The organism is Leptolinea tardivitalis, from assembly GCF_001050275.1.
Taxonomy (GTDB): domain Bacteria; phylum Chloroflexota; class Anaerolineae; order Anaerolineales; family Anaerolineaceae; genus Leptolinea; species Leptolinea tardivitalis.
The window spans coordinates 52623-70728 of record NZ_BBYA01000012.1 but is presented as its reverse complement, the minus strand read 5'-3'; the positions used below and the strand labels follow the sequence as shown (position 1 = coordinate 70728).

General features: G+C 49.5%; 16 protein-coding genes. 6 read left to right on the top strand and 10 right to left on the bottom strand.

The features are described from left to right. Positions 1 to 19: 19 nt before the first annotated feature. From LTAR_RS14600 to LTAR_RS14590, 3 genes are read right to left on the bottom strand one after another with little or no spacing between them, the layout of a single operon-like run. On the bottom strand, positions 20 to 730 hold the full coding sequence (locus LTAR_RS14600; protein WP_062423014.1) for a hypothetical protein: 711 nt from the start codon (positions 728 to 730) through the stop codon (positions 20 to 22). A 3-nt stretch (positions 731 to 733) separates the two neighbouring features. Next, positions 734 to 1603: an SDR family NAD(P)-dependent oxidoreductase gene (locus LTAR_RS14595; protein ID WP_062423013.1), complete on the bottom strand. Its 870-nt coding sequence runs from the start codon at positions 1601 to 1603 to the stop codon at positions 734 to 736. A 15-nt stretch (positions 1604 to 1618) separates the two neighbouring features. Next, on the bottom strand, positions 1619 to 2908 hold the full coding sequence (locus tag LTAR_RS14590; protein WP_062423012.1) for an MFS transporter: 1290 nt from the start codon (positions 2906 to 2908) through the stop codon (positions 1619 to 1621). Between the two features lie 110 nt (positions 2909 to 3018). Here LTAR_RS14590 and LTAR_RS14585 point away from each other — a divergent pair, with 110 nt between their 5' ends. The 4 genes from LTAR_RS14585 (at position 3019) to LTAR_RS14565 (ending at position 7622) form a co-directional block, all read left to right on the top strand. Beyond that, complete coding sequence (locus LTAR_RS14585; protein WP_158423451.1) at positions 3019 to 3447, top strand: MarR family winged helix-turn-helix transcriptional regulator; 429 nt, start codon at positions 3019 to 3021, stop codon at positions 3445 to 3447. 633 nt (positions 3448 to 4080) lie between these two features. Next, the gene (locus LTAR_RS14575) at positions 4081 to 5136 is read left to right on the top strand and encodes a GGDEF domain-containing protein (RefSeq protein WP_062423009.1); all 1056 of its coding nucleotides are present in this window, start codon (positions 4081 to 4083) and stop codon (positions 5134 to 5136) included. 222 nt (positions 5137 to 5358) lie between these two features. After that, positions 5359 to 5817: a DinB family protein gene (locus LTAR_RS14570; RefSeq protein WP_062423008.1), complete on the top strand. Its 459-nt coding sequence runs from the start codon at positions 5359 to 5361 to the stop codon at positions 5815 to 5817. A gap of 323 nt (positions 5818 to 6140) precedes the next feature. Further along, complete coding sequence (locus LTAR_RS14565) at positions 6141 to 7622, top strand: phytoene desaturase family protein (protein ID WP_062423007.1); 1482 nt, start codon at positions 6141 to 6143, stop codon at positions 7620 to 7622. Positions 7623 to 7850: 228 nt separating this feature from the next. Here LTAR_RS14565 and LTAR_RS14560 read toward each other — a convergent pair whose 3' ends face one another. From LTAR_RS14560 to LTAR_RS14535, 6 genes are all read right to left on the bottom strand, one after another. Continuing rightward, positions 7851 to 8333: an L-2-amino-thiazoline-4-carboxylic acid hydrolase gene (locus LTAR_RS14560; RefSeq protein WP_062423006.1), complete on the bottom strand. Its 483-nt coding sequence runs from the start codon at positions 8331 to 8333 to the stop codon at positions 7851 to 7853. Between the two features lie 55 nt (positions 8334 to 8388). After that, positions 8389 to 8988: a Crp/Fnr family transcriptional regulator gene (locus LTAR_RS14555; RefSeq protein WP_062423005.1), complete on the bottom strand. Its 600-nt coding sequence runs from the start codon at positions 8986 to 8988 to the stop codon at positions 8389 to 8391. Between the two features lie 120 nt (positions 8989 to 9108). Continuing rightward, complete coding sequence (locus tag LTAR_RS14550; RefSeq protein ID WP_062423004.1) at positions 9109 to 10767, bottom strand: SulP family inorganic anion transporter; 1659 nt, start codon at positions 10765 to 10767, stop codon at positions 9109 to 9111. 412 nt (positions 10768 to 11179) lie between these two features. Then, positions 11180 to 11878, bottom strand: a complete 699-nt coding sequence (locus LTAR_RS14545; protein ID WP_062423003.1) for an HAD family hydrolase — start codon at positions 11876 to 11878, stop codon at positions 11180 to 11182. A 175-nt stretch (positions 11879 to 12053) separates the two neighbouring features. Then, entirely contained in the window at positions 12054 to 13010 is a 957-nt protein-coding gene (locus tag LTAR_RS14540; protein ID WP_062423002.1) for a transketolase family protein, read from the bottom strand. Between the two features lie 11 nt (positions 13011 to 13021). After that, positions 13022 to 13870: a transketolase gene (locus LTAR_RS14535; RefSeq protein ID WP_062423001.1), complete on the bottom strand. Its 849-nt coding sequence runs from the start codon at positions 13868 to 13870 to the stop codon at positions 13022 to 13024. 317 nt (positions 13871 to 14187) lie between these two features. On the opposite strand from LTAR_RS14535, the gene LTAR_RS14530 reads away from it, so the two are divergent. Continuing rightward, positions 14188 to 15654, top strand: coding sequence for a sugar transferase (locus tag LTAR_RS14530; RefSeq protein ID WP_062423000.1), 1467 nt, complete (start codon positions 14188 to 14190; stop codon positions 15652 to 15654). A gap of 102 nt (positions 15655 to 15756) precedes the next feature. Further along, entirely contained in the window at positions 15757 to 17004 is a 1248-nt protein-coding gene (locus tag LTAR_RS14525) for a putative glycoside hydrolase (protein WP_062422999.1), read from the top strand. 10 nt (positions 17005 to 17014) lie between these two features. On the opposite strand, the gene LTAR_RS14520 is transcribed toward LTAR_RS14525, so the two are convergent. After that, positions 17015 to 18031, bottom strand: a complete 1017-nt coding sequence (locus LTAR_RS14520) for a polysaccharide deacetylase family protein (protein ID WP_062422998.1) — start codon at positions 18029 to 18031, stop codon at positions 17015 to 17017. Positions 18032 to 18106 lie beyond the last annotated feature (75 nt).

Sequence of the window (18106 nt, the reverse complement as noted above, 5' to 3'; positions counted from 1 at the left end):
TTTCCATCTCTTTAAGCCATTAAGACAAAATCGGGCTCGCCGTCTGCTTCTTCCCCACTTCCATCCGGTAGGCAATAAAAGCCGCCGCCAGATAGGCACAGGTTTTTGGGATCATCAACATCCCCAGTAATGGAACACGGGCAGACCACAGGATTACCGGTGTATAGAAAAGATACGACAGGGCGATCATCCAGCCAATACGTTCAAAGGACCTGTCACCGCTTTTGCGGGCATCCCGCAGGATCAGGTACATGATTCCCACACCCTGATAGACGAGAAACGCATTCCTGAGCAGGCTCCAGTTATAAGGCGGCACCAGAGCCTCCCACTGGTTTTGTGGAAAGAACAAAACAATCAGACGGATTACTCCAGCGGCGATCAGTGACCAGCCAAAGGCGTCCATTTTCTTCCCGAACCGTATACGCCAGACATCCACCAGGATCATGTAGAAGAAGGTCACTGTGATGGCTGTGCTCAACGAACCCAGACCCACCAGTCCGGCATTTGCTTCGAGCCCACCGCGCAGGTAAGCGATCACCCGGAAACCAACATGACCGGTATCGCCCAGAGCCAGCAGGGCAAACATGATAATCATGCGTTGTATCACGGGCCGGTCTGCCCGCTCTGTACCATTAAACTTCTGCAGCATTAAAACCACCAGCGTCCAGATAACCAGCAGGTATGAAATATTAAACGTAATTTCTACAACAGTACGTAATTCTTCCGACATTTCTCAATTCTCCGATCCAGGTTTCCAGGGGGCAACCGACTTCATCTTGACGCCGGAATCATCTGCCTTGTTTCCAGTCAGTTTATGCAGGCCTTCCCGCAACAAGCCCATCAGCATGACGGAGGTTGTAAAGACATTGGCTTCCAGACCGGTTTTTCCATCAGTAGCCGATGATGCCAGCCAGACCGCCTTGCGAGCGGGCACTTCTCCCGGTTTCGCCCACATCCGCACCACAGTGGGAAAGGCTTTCAAACGATCTTCCGAACCGGCAATAACATCATTATGAATAAGCAGGTCGGTCAGAACCATCCCTGGGTTAAGGGCAAATACACCCACACCCGGGCAGTCTTTGTTTTCTTCCGCCAGTGCTTTGGTGAAATGCCGTATCCACACCTTACTTGAACCGTACACGTTCTGCCAGGGGGCCGGTTTGTTATATCCCATCCCCAGCATATTGATCAACTTGCCCGATCCCTGCCGGCGGAAGATATGCATGGCCGTTATCGAGCCGTGATACGTCCCCATGATATTCGTCTGAACTACACCCGCAAAGACAGATGGATCCATCTGAACTGTCGGTCCATATGGACCGGTGGTACCGGCATTATTAACCCAGATATCAATATGACCGCAGGTTTGAATGGCGCGATCTGCCAACAATTGCACCTGGCGAAGGTCAGCCACATCCACAGCCAGACCGGCAGCCTTCCACCCTTCCGCATTCATCGATTCGACTGTCTGTTTAACGCTGTCTGCAGACCGGGAGGAAATGAACACAAATGCTCCTTCGGCGGCATACGCCCGGGCAATGGCCAGACCAAGCCCGCGGGTGCTTCCAGTGATTACGGCAACTTTTCCATCCAGACTACCCATGACAATTCCTTTCTACTAATCCTCTCCAACAACCTGAACAGAGTTCGGAATACGCTCTGAAAAAGAATCGGTGAAAAATTTCAAAGTCAAAATAAGGGCGACAAGTTGGATCAGGGCTCCAGACCAGAAGGACAGTGTTGAATAAAGATCATAGGCAAAGCCAGCCCATAAAGGTCCAATGCCCCTACCGAGCGCCTGAAAGGAATTATTCAATCCCATCGCCTCACCCTGCCCTGACTTTGCCCGTTTGGAAACCAGCGATGTAACCGAAGGTGCCAGTAATACATTCCCCATATTGAACACCAGCGAACTGATGACCAGACCAGCTTTGAATTTAAGCAGCGCCATACCGAGAAAACCGATCACGCTGACCAGCAAGCCGCCCTGGATGATTCGGATTTCCCCGAACTTCCGCGTGAGCGGTCCAATGGCCGCGCCCTGCTCGATGACGGATATGATCCCCAGTCCACCCATGAGCAGTCCGATTTCAGACGGCCCCATGGAAAAATGTTGACCACCGTACAATGCCAACACAGATTCCATATTAGCCAGAGCAAAAGCCAACAGAAAAGCCAGGGCAAGCAAAAAACCGGAAGGTCCTTTCAAGCCGGCAAAAAGCAAAGTCAACCGTGATGTACGCCGGTCAACCTTCTCATGTTTTCGATTCTGTGGAGGTAGTGATTCTGGCAGAAAAACCATAATGAAGGGAACAGCCAGCAGAGCCAGCAGCGCACTGGCAAAAAAAGGAATGGAAAGGTTGATCAATTTTCCGGTTGAAACATCGGTGGTGACCTGCAACAATGGACGAATCCATTCCGGCATCGGAAGAGCAAGTCCGGTCAATAGGCCGCCCAGCATGGGACCGAAAATCATGCCAATTCCCATGGCGGCTCCCATAAGCCCAACCCCTTTGGACCGATCTTCCAGGGGAGTGATATCTGCCACATAAGCCATTGCCGTAGGCAGTGTAGCCGATGAGAGGATTCCCGCCAGAGTTCGGGAAAACGTAAACTCGAACAGGTTTTGTGAAAGACCCTGCAGAATGAAGGCCAGAAAATATCCGCCGATACCGATCAAGATGACCGGTTTGCGGCCGATCCGGTCAGAAAGGCGGCCCCACATAGGTGCAAACAGAAATTGCATCAATGAATAGAGCGACATCATCAAGCCCAGTGCGCTTCCCGATGCTTTAAAATGGATGATATAGAAAGGCATCAAAGGGATGGCAATACCAAATCCGAGCATTACAATAACCAGTGATGCCGCCAGAATTATCTTGGATGTTTTTTGTTGTTCCGATTTCATTTCATTACCTGCAAAGACCAAATTTAGTTAACAATCTTGAATAGTTAAGTAATGTTATATATAATCTGTCTATGGAATCCTGTCAAGAGAATGGTGTATTAGAAAAAGATATGAACTCGATTGAATCAGCCATTATGGATTGGACAGCTATTATTACCCGGTTATGGATGCATGACATCAATCAGTTCACCCGTACATCCGGCCTGTCTTTCGGTCAGATGAATTTGATGCTGCATATCCATTACCGCGGAGCCTGTGAAGTCAGCGGTGTATCTGATCTGATGCAAATGACACCGGCCGGTGCCAGTCAAATGGTGGAACGCATGGTACAGCAGGGGTTGGTCACCCGCAACGAAGTCCCCGGTGACCGACGCATCCGGTTGGTCCATCTGACCAGGCAGGGGGAAGAAATGGTACAGGGATGCATCAGACTCCATGAAAAATGGGTGCATGAACTGGCGGAAACCCTGTCATCGGATGAACAGGCAGAGGCGGAACGGATTCTTATGAGGTTGACGGAAATCGCAGGGCGGTCATAAGAAAATCCCTATTTTTCTGTCGTCTCAAATTTGAATCCAGGTTGGTTAAAGGCACTCATCTGGTATATTTTTATCAATTTCAGTAGGTATTGGCTTGTTTTTCAGTCGGTCGCGGGTAGTAGATTATCCATGCGCTTCAAAATTGTAAGTCCTTACCTGTAATTCCCCGTAGCAGCTTACATTTTTGTCCCATTTTTTGGCATTTTTGAGGCAAAATAAGCATTTTCTTAATATTTTTTTCCCGAAAAAGCACTATTCTATAGTTAATTCTTAATCTTTCCCGACAGCGATTATCGGAGGTATCGGTAAAATGGTCTGCCAGGGATCTTTTATTCACCCGATCACGAATTTTCAGGGGCGTGAGTACGTATTGGGTCAATTGCAGGCAGTCACAGTTTCCGTTTTCCGGTTTATTGGGTTTTGCAGGGTTTTCCGCTCATCTTACAGGTATCCGAATTTTATCCTCCCCGGAGTTATCCGGGCTGCCTTCTTTTCTTTAATGCTGCAGGAATGTCTCATTGGAAAGAAGGGGTTGTATCGGCCTCTGGAGATGATGCCAATGCCGATTTTGCCGGATGTGCCGGACTGAAATTCCTTATCATTAGGAAGAAAACACCAGGATTGGAGAGTCTTATGCAAACACAAGTAAATCCAAGACATAATTCAAAATTAATATTGAAACAACCTTCTGAATACTATGCACAGGTATTCGATACATTGGCTCAATTGGCTCACTGTAAGACAGAAACAGAAGCTATACAGATAATTAACAAGATTTTTTCCACCGTCTTCCAGACGAATAAAACCACCTATATTTCCCTGATGGGTGACCTGATCCTTTCTGTCAACCCGCGTGTGCCGCCGGAGGTTTCCCAGGTGTTGATCCAGCAAGCCCGTGACATACTGACGGGAAAACGTCCATCAGACCTCACGGACAACCCGGTCTTTGCCATTGCCAACGAAGACGATCTCATGGGTGTTCTGGCCATCCAAACCGGCGGCGTGCCTGCATCCGATCTAGAGATTCTGGAAATCGGGCACAGGTTGTCTGTTTATACCGGAGTGGTGATTTCGAATATCCGCTCGCGGCAGAAACTGGTGGAAGATGAACGTCTGCTTCAACAATCCACATCTGCAGATGGTATGACCGGCCTTTCGAGCCGCAGATATTTCTTTGAAATTGCCGAAGCGGAATTTAAGCGCTCAAAACGTTACAACCGCCCCCTGAGCGCCATTCTGGTGGGTATTGATGATTTCAACAACCTGAACAAGATGCACGGCGCTCACACCGGCGACCGGGTATTGATGGAAATATCACGGATTTTCAATAAAGAACTGCGCGACTCAGACATCCGGGTGCGGATGGGTGGTGAAGAATTGCTCATCCTGCTGCCTGAAACCACCCTCAGGTATGCCCAGTCACTCGCTGAACGCCTGCGCCTGCGGATCGCCGATTTCCCATTTGAGGTCGATTCCGTCCCACTGCCCGTTACCATCAGTCTGGGGGTGGTCGGTTTGGACCCCTCCGTCCGGTCGTTGGAAGAATTTATTAATAATGGCGATCATGCCCTCTACCAGGCCAGGAAACGCGGCAATAACCAGGTAGCCGCCTGGGGCAAATCAATTCCAGAATACGAACCGGTTTTTCATATTAAAAAAGAGACCGATCATCGGATTGGATTCTATTGATCGGATTTCCACTTCACCATCTGTTTCTATCTGGTTAAAATAGACTGGTTTTCACTCCCCTGAAACGAATTAGCGTTTTAGAGGATGTTACACTATACGCAATATGCGTTGAATAATTATTTCGTCTGTTGAGAACCCGCAGAAGAGAAAAAGAGGGGAAAAAGCCATTAATTTCATCACTTCGCGGTATGCTTAATAAAATTTCTTTCAAGGATACCTGCCATGACAACCATCCCCGACCGGATTCTTCAAACCGTTGCTCTCGCCCGCCCCTGCCTGCTGTCTATTCCACCTGAAACCGCCCGGATAAAACCGGCGCCCTCTGAATGGTCAAAACAGGAAATCCTCGGTCACCTGATCGATTCGGCTATGAATAACATCCAGCGGCTGGTGCGTGGTTCATACAATGCAGCCAGAGATTTCCCGCCCTACCGGCAGGATGACTGGGTAGCCATTCAGGGGTACAACGAACGAGACTGGCACGAGATCATTGAAATGTGGGTGATGACCAACCGGCATCTGTGCGCCGTAATGGAACGGCTGCCGGAAGAATGCCTGCAAAATCTATGTGGTATCGGCCGCGACGAGCCGGTCACCCTGGACTTTGTCATCACCGATTATTTGCGTCATATGAATATGCACCTGAACCAGGTATTGGATCAGGGTCAAGATAACGGATAGAAATAGAGAACAACAGCACCGGTTGTTCTGCCAGTGTTGTTCATGACTGGAAATGCCAAAGACGGACCCGCGGGATGGATTTATACACCTCCATCCCGCTATAGGAAATCATCTTGCACAAACCGTCTTGATAATGACCTGGTATGGTTTTAACCCCCAACGTACTCTTTCCATAGGTAGTAATAATGATTGCCTGATATTTAGATTACGCAGTCTAACTTGATCGTATCTTTGCCAGAAAGCACAATAGCTAATTCTTTTTTGTGCAATACTATCCATGTCATTGGATAGATCGTGACAAATTTGAGAGTAAAGGATTAATCATGGCAGACAATTCGATCATTATTATTGGCGGTGGAATCGCAGGACTGGCGGCCGGCGTTTACGGCCAGATGAACGGCTATAAAACCCGTATTTTTGAAATGCATTCCCTGCCCGGCGGCCTGTGCACCTCCTGGCAACGCAAAGGATTCACCATTGATGGGTGCATCCACTGGTTGGTCGGTACCAATCCAAAATCCAGTTCCCATGTGATGTGGGAAGAATTGGGTGCATTGAAAGATGTTGAAATCGTAAACCACGAAGAATTCATGTCATTTTACGATTCTGACGGCAAGGCATTCCACCTGTATAACGATATCGACCGCCTGGAAAAACACATGCTCGAGCTTTCGCCGGTGGATGTAAAGGTGATCAAAGAGCTCTGCTCTGTCATCCGCAAAGTGAGCGCGCTGGATATGTCACCAGATTCCGGACCGGGCAGCCTGAAAAAAACGATTTCCATGATGACCATCTATATGAAATTCGGCAAAATGTCTGTGGCAGATTTTGCCGCAAAGTTGAAGGATCCCTTCCTTAAAGAAGCCTGGCAGACATTCTTTGATATGCCTGACTTTCCCATGATGGGGCTCATCTTTACCCTGGGATGGATGAATCAGAAAGATGCCGGTTATCCGATTGGTGGAAGTCTGGCTTTCTCCAAATCCATCGAAAAACGGTATAAAGACCTGGGCGGAGAGATTCTTTATAACGCCCGGGTAGAAAAAATTCTGGTGGAAGATGGTCAGGCTGCAGGCATCCGCCTGACGGATGGGCAAGAGTTCCGAGCAGACCGGGTCATCTCGGCGGCTGACGGTTTCAACACCATTTATAAAATGCTCGACGGCAAATTCCTTGAACCCGAATTGCAGGAATATTATAGGAAGAGTGAGATCTTTGAACCGCTGGTGATGGTCACACTGGGTGTGAACCGCGACCTCTCAGACCAGCCTCATACGGCCATTCATTCACTGAAAACACCCATCACCATTGCCGGCAATGAGGAGACATACATCCAGGTGAAACACTATGGGTATGACCCGACGCTCGCCCCGAAAGGGAAGTCGGTGGTGATGTCTATGTTTAGCTCCACGTACGACTACTGGAAAAAACTGGCGGAAGATCCCGAACGATATGACGCCGAAAAGAAACAGGCCGCCCTGACGGTCATTTCGACCATCGAAAAGATCATTCCCGGCTTTGAGAAAGACGTGGAAATGGTGGACGTGGCTACCCCGCTGACAACCGAGCGGTATACCGGCAACTGGCAGGGATCGTTCGAAGGCTGGCGGATCACGACGAAGAACATGAATAAATCTATCTCCGGTGGTCTGGCACATACCCTGCCGGGGTTGAAGAATTTTTACATGGTCGGTCAGTGGGTTGAACCGGGCGGCGGTTTACCCACGGCGGGCATGTCAGGTCGCAATATGATCAAACGAATCTGCAAAGAAGACGGAAAAACCTTTACAACCACACGGGTTTAAGCCCGAACAAAATACACCTTGCAGGGCAGAAGCAACCGGACGAAACCTCGTTCAATCAAAGGCACCTCGTCTCCGGTTGCTTCCACCGGCCCCCTGCCCTCACATGCCTCCGGTAGAAGCAGGCGAAATCATTGACCCGTTCCCATCCATGAGAACCTCCCGCCTGCTTCTACCCTGCGCAGGGTGTGAGAAAAACACTCCCTTCTATTTCGACAAAATGGAGATGGCTTATTCCCTGTCAAAATAAAAATGATCGCAACAATCGCTGCCTTCCATTAATGTCTTTGTACGTTTAAAACCAATCTGCGGATTAAACGCCGCCGTTAAATCGGCATCGGCCGCACAATAGAGCGCGTATCCCCATTCTGTACCGCCCATCGCTTTATACATGGCGGCAAATGGACAGGCTGTGCAATGCATCTGAATTCCCGTCCCTGTGTTTTCACGGGTGAAAACATATCCCTTTTGTCTCAATGGTTCCCATAATGCATCCACGAGGTCATCTATGGAACGTTTTCCGCTTTTTTCTGCCAGTTCATGATACACCGCGCAAACATCCCGGCTGCCAGCCTGACGAACCACCTCAACCACGCGCGGACCAAATTCTGCCTTCAGGGCATTCAGCAGCGAAATTTGCTGCCCGATATACATGCCGTGCACTGCCTTCAATGCCTGCTTCAATCCATCTTCACCGGTTTTCTGGTCTGACATATTTCATCCCTCCACGTTTTTCGCCAACTATACGGGAGGGTTGAAAAACTGTCATTTACATTTGTTGAGACATTTTGACAGATTTCTCCGGAGAATTGCGGATGCGGCTTAACTGGGTGGGAGTCACCCCGATATAAGACGCCACCAGATATTGCGGGATGTTTTCTTCCAGGTCTCCAAATGTGGATTGAAACAGGCTGTACCGTCCGCGGGCATCCAGTGTTGACATTTCTTCCAATCGGTCGCATATAGCCTGATACCGATGCTGCATCCCCCGCTCTGCCAGAAAATGGAATTCCGGAAAGCGCTCGTTTAACATCTGGATGTCTGAATAACGGGCTTCCAGAATCCGTGACTCCTGCAGCGCCTGAATGGTCACCAGATTCTCGGATTGCGGGTCAAATGTGGCCAGCAGAAAATCGCCTTCCTTCAGAAAATCTTTGATATAGGCGGGAAGCCCCGGCCTCTCAACCTGCATGGCAAACAGCCCGTTGACCACGAACCCCAGGCGGTCTTTGATCTCCCCCGATCGGGCAAAATACGCGTTCCGCGCCAGGACTTTGATCGAAAAACAATTCAGCACACTCTCCACCGCCTCTTTTGACAGGGGCAGGTTGAGTAGATACCGCTCCAAAGCCAGAAAAGCGCTGTTCATCTACAATTCACATCCCAACAGAAATCTGTTCCCATTTTACCGGAAAGCATCCGTTTACACAGCAAAGCGGGCTGCCAAATGACCCCGGCAGCCCGCATAGTCTCTGCAATCTGTAGATTTTCAAGCGGCACAATACATACAGCCGCGTTTTTCCGCATCGACAATAGCCTGGTCTGCCGACCAGAAGATATTTTCCGCGCCGATCTGGTCTTCAAGACCGCCGCGAATCAACATCTTATGTACGGCGGGCTGTACACTGGCAAGCATCAACACAATCCCGGCTTTTCTTAAAGTCTGGTGCAATGTGTTCAATGCCTGCATTCCTGAAGTGTCAATTAATGGAACACCCCGCATTGAAAGGATAAGGACATGGGTATCTGTGATGTTGGCAAAGGCTTCATTAAAATTCCCTGTTGCCGCAAAAAAGAGCGGACCGGTCAGGTAAGCTACGCGGACGTGCCGGCAATGACCGGCATTTTCAATCCCGCGCGCACGGAGTTTGCCGGGGTCAACTTCCTGGATTTGAATATCCATGCTGGCACTGTCATTAAGAAAGATCATGGCTGAAAGCAAAGCGCCCATCATAATGGCCTGGGTCAGGTCAAGCGCCACGGTTGCCAGCAAAGTGACAAGAAACGTAATGATAGCTGTTTTGAATCGATTGCGGAAAATATATCGGATGGCTTCCCACTCGTTCATCCGCCAGGCTGTCACCACCAGTACGCCGGCCAGGGCGGCCAGCGGTATGCGCGACATTACCGGTGCCAGGAAGAACATGGAAGCCATTAACACCAGGGCATGTACCAGACTGACCATGCGCGTCTTGCCGCCCGATTTGATGCCCACACTGCTGCGGGCAATGGCAGCCGTGGCAGGAACACCGCCAAAGAAGGGAATGATCAGATTGCCCACCCCCTGAGCGATCAATTCCTGGTTGGCCTGCAAGCGGATACCCGTCATATTGCTGGCTACAGCCCCGCATAACAGGCTTTCAACGGCACCCAGGGCGGTAATCGTCAGCGCCGAGCCGATGAATTCCTGAAGATGACCCCAGGGAATCGTCTGAAATGTCAGGCGGTCTTCCAGAAGCAGAGATTGCGGGATCGCACCGATCACCGCTACCGGCCAGTTGACCAGGGCATTCAATCCGGTGGCGGCTATGATTCCCACCAGTGATGACGGGAAATGTGCGTTCCATTTTTTTGGCCAGGCAACCATCACAACCATCACCACAGCACTGATCACCAGGGTATGCCAATCGGGCATATACCCGCCTTTGAAATACCCCAGCAGCTTAACCGCCGATGAATCGCTGGCGGCCGTCTTGACCCCCAGCAGGTTATCAATCTGTCCGATGGCGATAATGGCAGCTATACCGGAGGTGAATCCGGTGATGACCGGCGCCGGGATGTAGGCAATGAAGCGCCCCAGCCGCAGCAAACCGATGATGAGCAGGGCAATACCAGCCATGACACCCGCCACCCAAACGCCGGGAAGGCCGTACTTCTGGGCCAGCACAATCAGAACAGCGCTCATGGCGCCGGTGGGACCTGAAATCTGGTACGGAGCGCCGGAAAGCCCGCCGATGATCAGGCCAGAAAGGATGGCCGTAACCATCCCGGCAGATGCCGTGGCTCCGGAAACCACTCCGAAAGCCAGCGCAAGCGGCAGGGCTACGGCAGCCACCGTCAGCCCGGCCAGGAGGTCTTGCCGGAACTTGTGTAATGTATATCCGGTGAATTCCTCCCTGTACATTTGAATCAAAGTTCGTTTAGTCATGTCTCTTCCCATGGTTAATAAGCCAATTTGTCATTGGCTCGTGATATGTTGTGTAATATGAATCGTATTTTTCCCATCAGCCGTGCAAAAACACGCATCTTTACAGAAATCAATTGAACATCGAATCAATTGACCGGCCAATTTCAGTATTTTTCTGCATCTTCCATTAGCGAGATCTGCCTGTCCGTCTGTAGTGGGGCACCCCGCTGAACACGGATAGGGCATTTCTCGAAGTTTTCCCGATCAAAACCGGAACATCCGGCCAAGTTTATCACCAAATTATGCGGTCAACAGGATTTCAAGAGTATTTTTTTATATTTATCTGGAAATTCGAGAACCCCCATCCTGATTTTCCTCCAAAACCAGAAAGTGGGTCTGGAGGATGTGATTTTCTTTTTCGTTATTAACCAGATTACCGGCCGTTCTGCCGGATCCATTCCTCCACCTGTCCAAGGTGTTCAAGTTCCACAAATCGGTCTGACAGGCCTTCAGGAAGATCGCGGTGTTCATGTACCCAGATCAATTTGCTGGGGACGTAAATGGCATGCCCGCCTAATTCCAACACCGGCAGAATATCAGATCGCATGGAATTTCCGATCATCAGAAAGCGGTCCGGGGTAAGATGATGCCGTTCAAAGATGGCACGATATACCTCCGGGGTTTTATCTGCCACCACCTCCACATGTTTGAAATATCCGCTCAGGCCAGAACGCGTCAGTTTGTTCTGCTGGTGCATCAGATCGCCTTTGGTGATGAGCATTAACGGATAGGATTCAGATAAATGCCGCAGAGTGGGTTCCACATGGTCAAACAGATCAACCCGGGCATCCAGCATATTTTTGGCAATGTCTAAGATCCGCTGGATATCCGCCGCAGAGACAGTTTGTTCTGTAACCGAAATGGCCGTTTCAATCAGAGAAAAGACAAAACTGGTCACGCCATATCCGAAATATGGGATGTTGCGGTTTTCTGTGGCATCGAGGCGGTCATCCAGATCGGCCGGCAACGGATACGATGCCAGAATCTGATGGAAGGTCTCGCGGCCTGATCGGTAATACGCTTCGTTTTCCCACAGGGTATCATCAGCATCAAAAGCAATGACTTCAAACACAGGCGGCTCCTTAATACTGTCAGAACGGGTACAAATACTGTTTCTTCAAAGCGTTATCCACAGGCAAGGTGCTTGTATTGTATCCGATGATCTATTGGAAAAAAAAGCAACTCCCCGAATTAAATCAGGGAGTTGTGAATTGTTGATGTCTGATGGAAAAACTTCGCCGGCTGGATCAGTGCTTTTTCAGGAACTCACGGGCTGTGCCGGCAATTCCATTCGCATCCATCTTGTAGAGCGCCAGCAGCTCGGGGTACGGTGCTGCCGTGGTGAAGTGATCGTAGATGCCATGCCGTTTGAAGGGAATGGCGACACCCGCCTCCGCCAGAACTTCGGCCACAGCCGTGCCCAGTCCGCCGATGATATTATGCTCTTCAACCGTCATGATGGCAGAAGAATTCTTCGCAGCTTCCAACACGGCGTCAATATCCAGCGGTTTAATGGTGGCCATATCCACCACCCCGGCGTGAATGCCATCCGCCTTCAGTAGTTCAGCGGCGTTAAGAGAGTATCCCACTGAACCGCCATAGGCGATAAACGTCAGGTCTTTACCGGTGGTAACACGGCGGGCTTTCCCAATGGCGAATGGTTCATATGTGGTGTAAACAGTGGGTTCTGTCGGGCGGCTCAGGCGAATATACGAAGGGCCGGGCAGGTCCATCACAGCGCGGACGGCTGCCGAGGCTTCCACTCCGTCAGCCGGAACGATGACCGTCATCCCTGGCATGTTCCTGTAGATGGCTATATCTTCCAATGCATGGTGGGTGGCACCACCGACCGCCAGACCAAACCCACCGTGACTGGCGCAAATGCGCACCGGCAGGCTGTTGTAGGCAATATCGGTGCGAGCCTGTTCGGCTGCCCGCAGCGAGGCGAACACGGCAAAGGTGGTCACAAAGGGGATTTTGCCCGAAAGTGCCAGACCGGCTGCCGCGCCCATCATATCTTGTTCGGCAATACCAAAGTTGAAGACCCGTTCAGGGGCAATTTTGATCATATCTGCCAGACGCACAGATGCGGCCAGGTCGGCCGTCAATGCCACAATGCGCGGGTCATTTTGAGCCAGGTCAGCCAGAGTCAAACCAAAGGCGTCACGGCTGGAAATACCAATAAGTTTTTCAGTATCGATCATGGGTTCCTCCGTTATTTTATCGCCGCACGGGCAGCAGCCAGCTCTTCAAGAGCGATGGCAGCTTTATCTGGCTTCAACTGGGTGAAATGGGCACCAGCCGTATTTTCGAGGAAGGAGACACCCTTTCCTTTTACCGTATTGCACACAATCACGCGCGGACGGTCGTCACCGGGTGCTTTATCGGCAAAGGCTTTAAGCAGGGCGACTACATCATGCCCATCAACAGAAATCACCCGCCAACCAAAGGCGCGCAATTTATCTTCAAATGGTTCCAGGCTCATGATAGTTTCGGTAGGCCCATCGAGGCAGAAACGGTTGCGGTCCATTACCATGGTCAGATTGTTCAACTTGTAATGGGCGGCCGCCATCATGGCTTCCCAGCAGGAGCCTTCCATGATCTCGCCATCGGAAACGATAGCAAAAACCCGCCAGGGGGCTTTGTCCAGTTTACCCGCCAGTGCCATACCCACAGCCACAGGGAGCCCGTGCCCGAGTGAACCGGAACTGATCTCCACGCCCGGCATGCGATGCATGTCTACATGCATGCTCAACGGAGCGCCCAACTGGTCAAACCGTTTCAATTCATCCACTGAAAAGAATCCCCGGTGCGCCATGGCTGACGATAAACCGATATTGGCATGCCCTTTGCTGAGAACCAGCCGGTCGCGGTTGGGATCCTTTGGATCTTTTGGGTTTACTTTTAATTCAGAGAAAAATAATACCGATAAGACTTCTGCCAGCGATAAACTTCCCCCGGCATGAACACCCTCGGCGCAGTCGCGCGCTGTGGTCACAATATCCACCCGAATGGTATTGGCCATCAATCGCAAATCACGTATTCGTTTGTCATCTTCTGCCATTAGGATTTCCTCCAGGTAAGAGGTATATAAAGGTTCATATACTACTCTACCACAAAACAGGATGACTCACAATGCAATTAGTCGCCGAATCGAATGACAAGCATCCACAATGTCATTGGAGTATGTATAATAGTCTTACATCATTATTGCTTCCTTAACGTTTTTGCTTTTGATAATTTTCTGCAATAACTACATCCTTTTTTTCATTGACCAACCGTATCAATCATCGTTGGTCTGATATTCACTCTCACACGATGTACAGCATCCCCTTCCAGGCCTGTCTTATCTGATGGGCATTGCTCGCAAGGATCCGGTATATGCACAAGATACCTGAAAAGACGCTGTACCATTCAACCTATCCTGACCTTCGGAAACACTTCTGGGATCAGAATCCGTTTATTTTTCGCTATGTATTCCTGTCCTTTTCGGATGCCTGGCAGCTGATTCTTGCTGTCGGGTGCGCCTGTCTGTTTTCTTATTATTTCTCCCACTATTCCATCCCGATGGATCTTCCAATGGTTGTGTCATTGGTAGTTCTCTTCATTTTCATCTTATGGATAGCCGGGGCATATTCTATAGACATTTCCCCCATTCAGGAATTGCAGCGAATCACTCTTGGAATCCTGTTCTTTTTTCTATTGATAGCGTTTTACTTCAACTTAACGGTAATGAAAGATGAAAGATTTCTACTTTTTTTGATTTCTGGCTGGGTATTTTCTGTCATACTTATTCCTTTCGGGCGCGAAATTACCCGACGGATCTTTTCCGGTAGTTCCCTGTGGAATATCCCGGTGGTGATATTCGGGTACGGACCCGCCGGGTATGAAATTGCTGATTACCTCATCCAAAATTCCACCTCCGGGCTCTTTCCTGTTATTGTTGTCGACCGGCGGATGTATGACCGCAATGAATCACCCCGGGTTCCCCTGATTCGATCCGCCGATTTATTGGAACATCCCGAGATGGTCGAGCTATTCAAAGCCGTCCCGATAGCCATTCTGGTGACCGGTGAGATCAATGAAGAATTCGTCACGATGATTCAATTGGAAAAGAGGTTGCGTTTCCGGCATCTGGTGATCGTCTCTCAGGCAAACCAGATTAAAAGCCTGTGGCTGCGGCCATACAATATTGGCGAGATGCTCGGGTATGAAATTGGTCAGAATCTTCTGGGTCTCTGGGGAAAAACAGTCAAACGGCTGGGTGATCTTTTGATACTCCTGCTCACCCTTCCTGTATTCATCCCCGTTTTCCTTATCCTTTGCCTGCTTTTGAAGCTGGAATCTCCGCGCGGCATTTTCCGCTCCCGCTCCATCATCGGGCGTAACGGAAAAATGATAAAAATCCGATTGTTCCGGACGTCTCTGGTTGACCGGTCCGATAATCTGCCGGATACAGATATGGAAACCTCCGCGCGATTTTCAAGGCAGGCTACCAGCAATCCACCGGAGAATACGCCACCCTCCACACGCCTGGGCAGGTTTTTACTCCGCTCCAGGCTCGTGACCCTGCCACAATGGTGGAATGTTGCCAAAGGCGAAATGAGTCTGACCGGACCAGGCTATTTGACCGTTGATTCATCTATCTTAAAGGAGTACCATAATCTTTATAAAGAAGTCCTGCCTGGCATCAACAGTCTGGCGGATTGTACGGGCAGTCAGAGACTGACCGCAGCAACCCGCATACACCTTGACGAATATTACATCCGCAACTGGTCTGTCTGGATGGATTATTACATTCTATTCCAATCCACTGTACGAACCGTTCTGTGCAAACACGCAGAATGAGTTTTTTACACCGGTATTATGGTTTATCCCTCTTACGGGTTGGTACAATAAAAGTCAGCCTCTAGCAGGCAAAAGTACTTTAATGAAAATAAGGACGTGCGGATGGATTCTCACCCTCATGGATGCAAGTTTTTCCCGGCAATTCTGATCGTTCTACTTCTTTTGATTTCCGGTTGTTTATTGGAAACTTCGCAACAACCACCGCAACCATCGCAACAGGCAACGGAACAACCTATCAGAAAAACCCCCATACCTTCGATAAAGCCAACTGTTGCGGATGCCACAGTGCCTCATCCCACACTGCAACCACCAACACCGGTCGTAAACTATGGAAATGATTACAGGGCGATCCAACTGGCCTGGTTCTACAACAGTCCATCCAACAGTGACCTGGCGGCAGTGGCACAGACATATTCCAGGTTTATCCTTACACACGGAGACGAAAATATCCGTGATACCATGAAATTGGCGGGTATAAAGACGCCCATTCTGCAATACCTCTATCTTGCTGCCATTAAAAATCCAGGATCCTGCACATCTGGGCCTTCACCAGATCAGGTGGCAACAGAAAGGGGTGATTACTGCCAGATCCTTCAGCAACATCCTGACTGGTTCTTGAAGAGTGCGTCAGGCGAAATCATTGACAAGCACAATGGCAGTGTCTTAATGGACCCATCCAACCAGGGTTGGCGGGATTTCTGGCTGCAGCGCGCCAGGGTGTTCATGGAACAATACGGTTGGGACGGAGTATTTCTGGATAACGTGGAAGCCAGTATTTACAAACCGTATGAATACGGATCAGAACCCGATCCTTCCCTCACAGACGCATCTTATGTGGATATGATCGAAGATAACCTCCGGTTTCTCTATACAGGGTATTTCCAGCCGAACAACCGTCCGTTATATGCCAACATTATTGCGGTTAAAGATCCATCCGTCTGGTTGCGGTATATGCAATATCTTGACGGCGCCATGCTGGAAGATTTCGCTGTCGGATGGAACGACGAGTACAGGGATCCACTGGAATGGCAGATGCAATTGGATTTGGCCGAGAAAACCCAGGCTATGGGAAAGACGATCATTCTGGTCTCACAGGGTGAACAATCTGACACCTCAAGACAGGTATTTTCTTTAGCCTCATACCTGCTGGTGAACAATGGAAATGCATATTTCCGGTATATTAATGGCTCATCGTACAATCACAACTGGTACTACGATAATTACAGTTACAATCTGGGCGTTCCACTGGGTCCCTATCAGTCTGACGGCCAGACCTGGAGCCGGGATTTTACCAACGGCAAAGTATGGGTTAATCCGTACAGTCACGCAGCCGAGATTAATCCAAAATAGATAGAAATCTTTAAGAAGACATCCAATTGATCAATGGGGTCAATCGCAGGTGAAACTGCGGCAAGGTCTGATCTGGCCACATAGCCAGCCGCGGGAGGGTGTGGAATCTGTTTTCGGGATGCAATCTGGCACGCCCATCCTGTAAAAGGAAGACCAGTTCAAAGCCTTCAGAATTCAACATGTCGATCAGGTTTTGATTAACCGCCCGCATCTTTCCATCTGGAAAGGCAAAAACCGGCAGAGCTGTACCGAGCTCCCTCTTTATCAATTCTTGAGAAACTTTAACTTCTCGCCGGGCTTCTTCCAATGAGATGCGAGTCAATAAGGGATGGGTATGGGTGTGAGATGCCACAGCCACGCCTTTGGCACGCAGTTCACGTAATTCATCCCATGTAACAGTATTGTGTTCCTGGTCTTCAGAAAGATGCACGAGTTCCGAATGGATTGGATCCACCCATTCGGTTAATTGGCTGAAGGAAACATTTTTTAATGCCTGCAATAATTCCCGCAAGACATACTGTTTTTCCTTCAACGTAGCAATAGACCGCCGTCCGATGGGAGTATCCAACTCATTAAGACCGGAAAGAAAAACTATCTGATAAACCTTATCCCACCAGAATGTTCCTTTTTCAACAAAAGCAGTGGAAACGAATAATAATGGTGAAATACCGTAGGTCTGGCACACGGGTTGAATGGTGTCATAAAAACTACGGTAGCCGTCATCCACCGTCACCAGAACAGCATCTCCGGGCAGCGGGGTCCCTCCATGCGCGGCATCCAACACCTCTTCGATGGACACAGGATGGTACCTGGCTGATAGAAACTTCATCTGTTCTTCAAACATTTCGGGGGTTACGTTGATATCAGCCTCACTTAACCACGGTATTTCAGCAGGCCTTTCCACCCGATGGTAGGTCAATATGTAAAGAGAATTGCGGTCATTCGACCCGGTTCTTTGAAGAAGGTTAATCACACCCACCCGTTCCATTATGGATAGGAGTGAATTTTTCCAGGCGCTTGTTGTCATGTTGTTCTCTTCGTTAATATAAAGATTGGAATAGTCTCCAGTCATTGGACTGGAGACTATTACGTACTATTGATT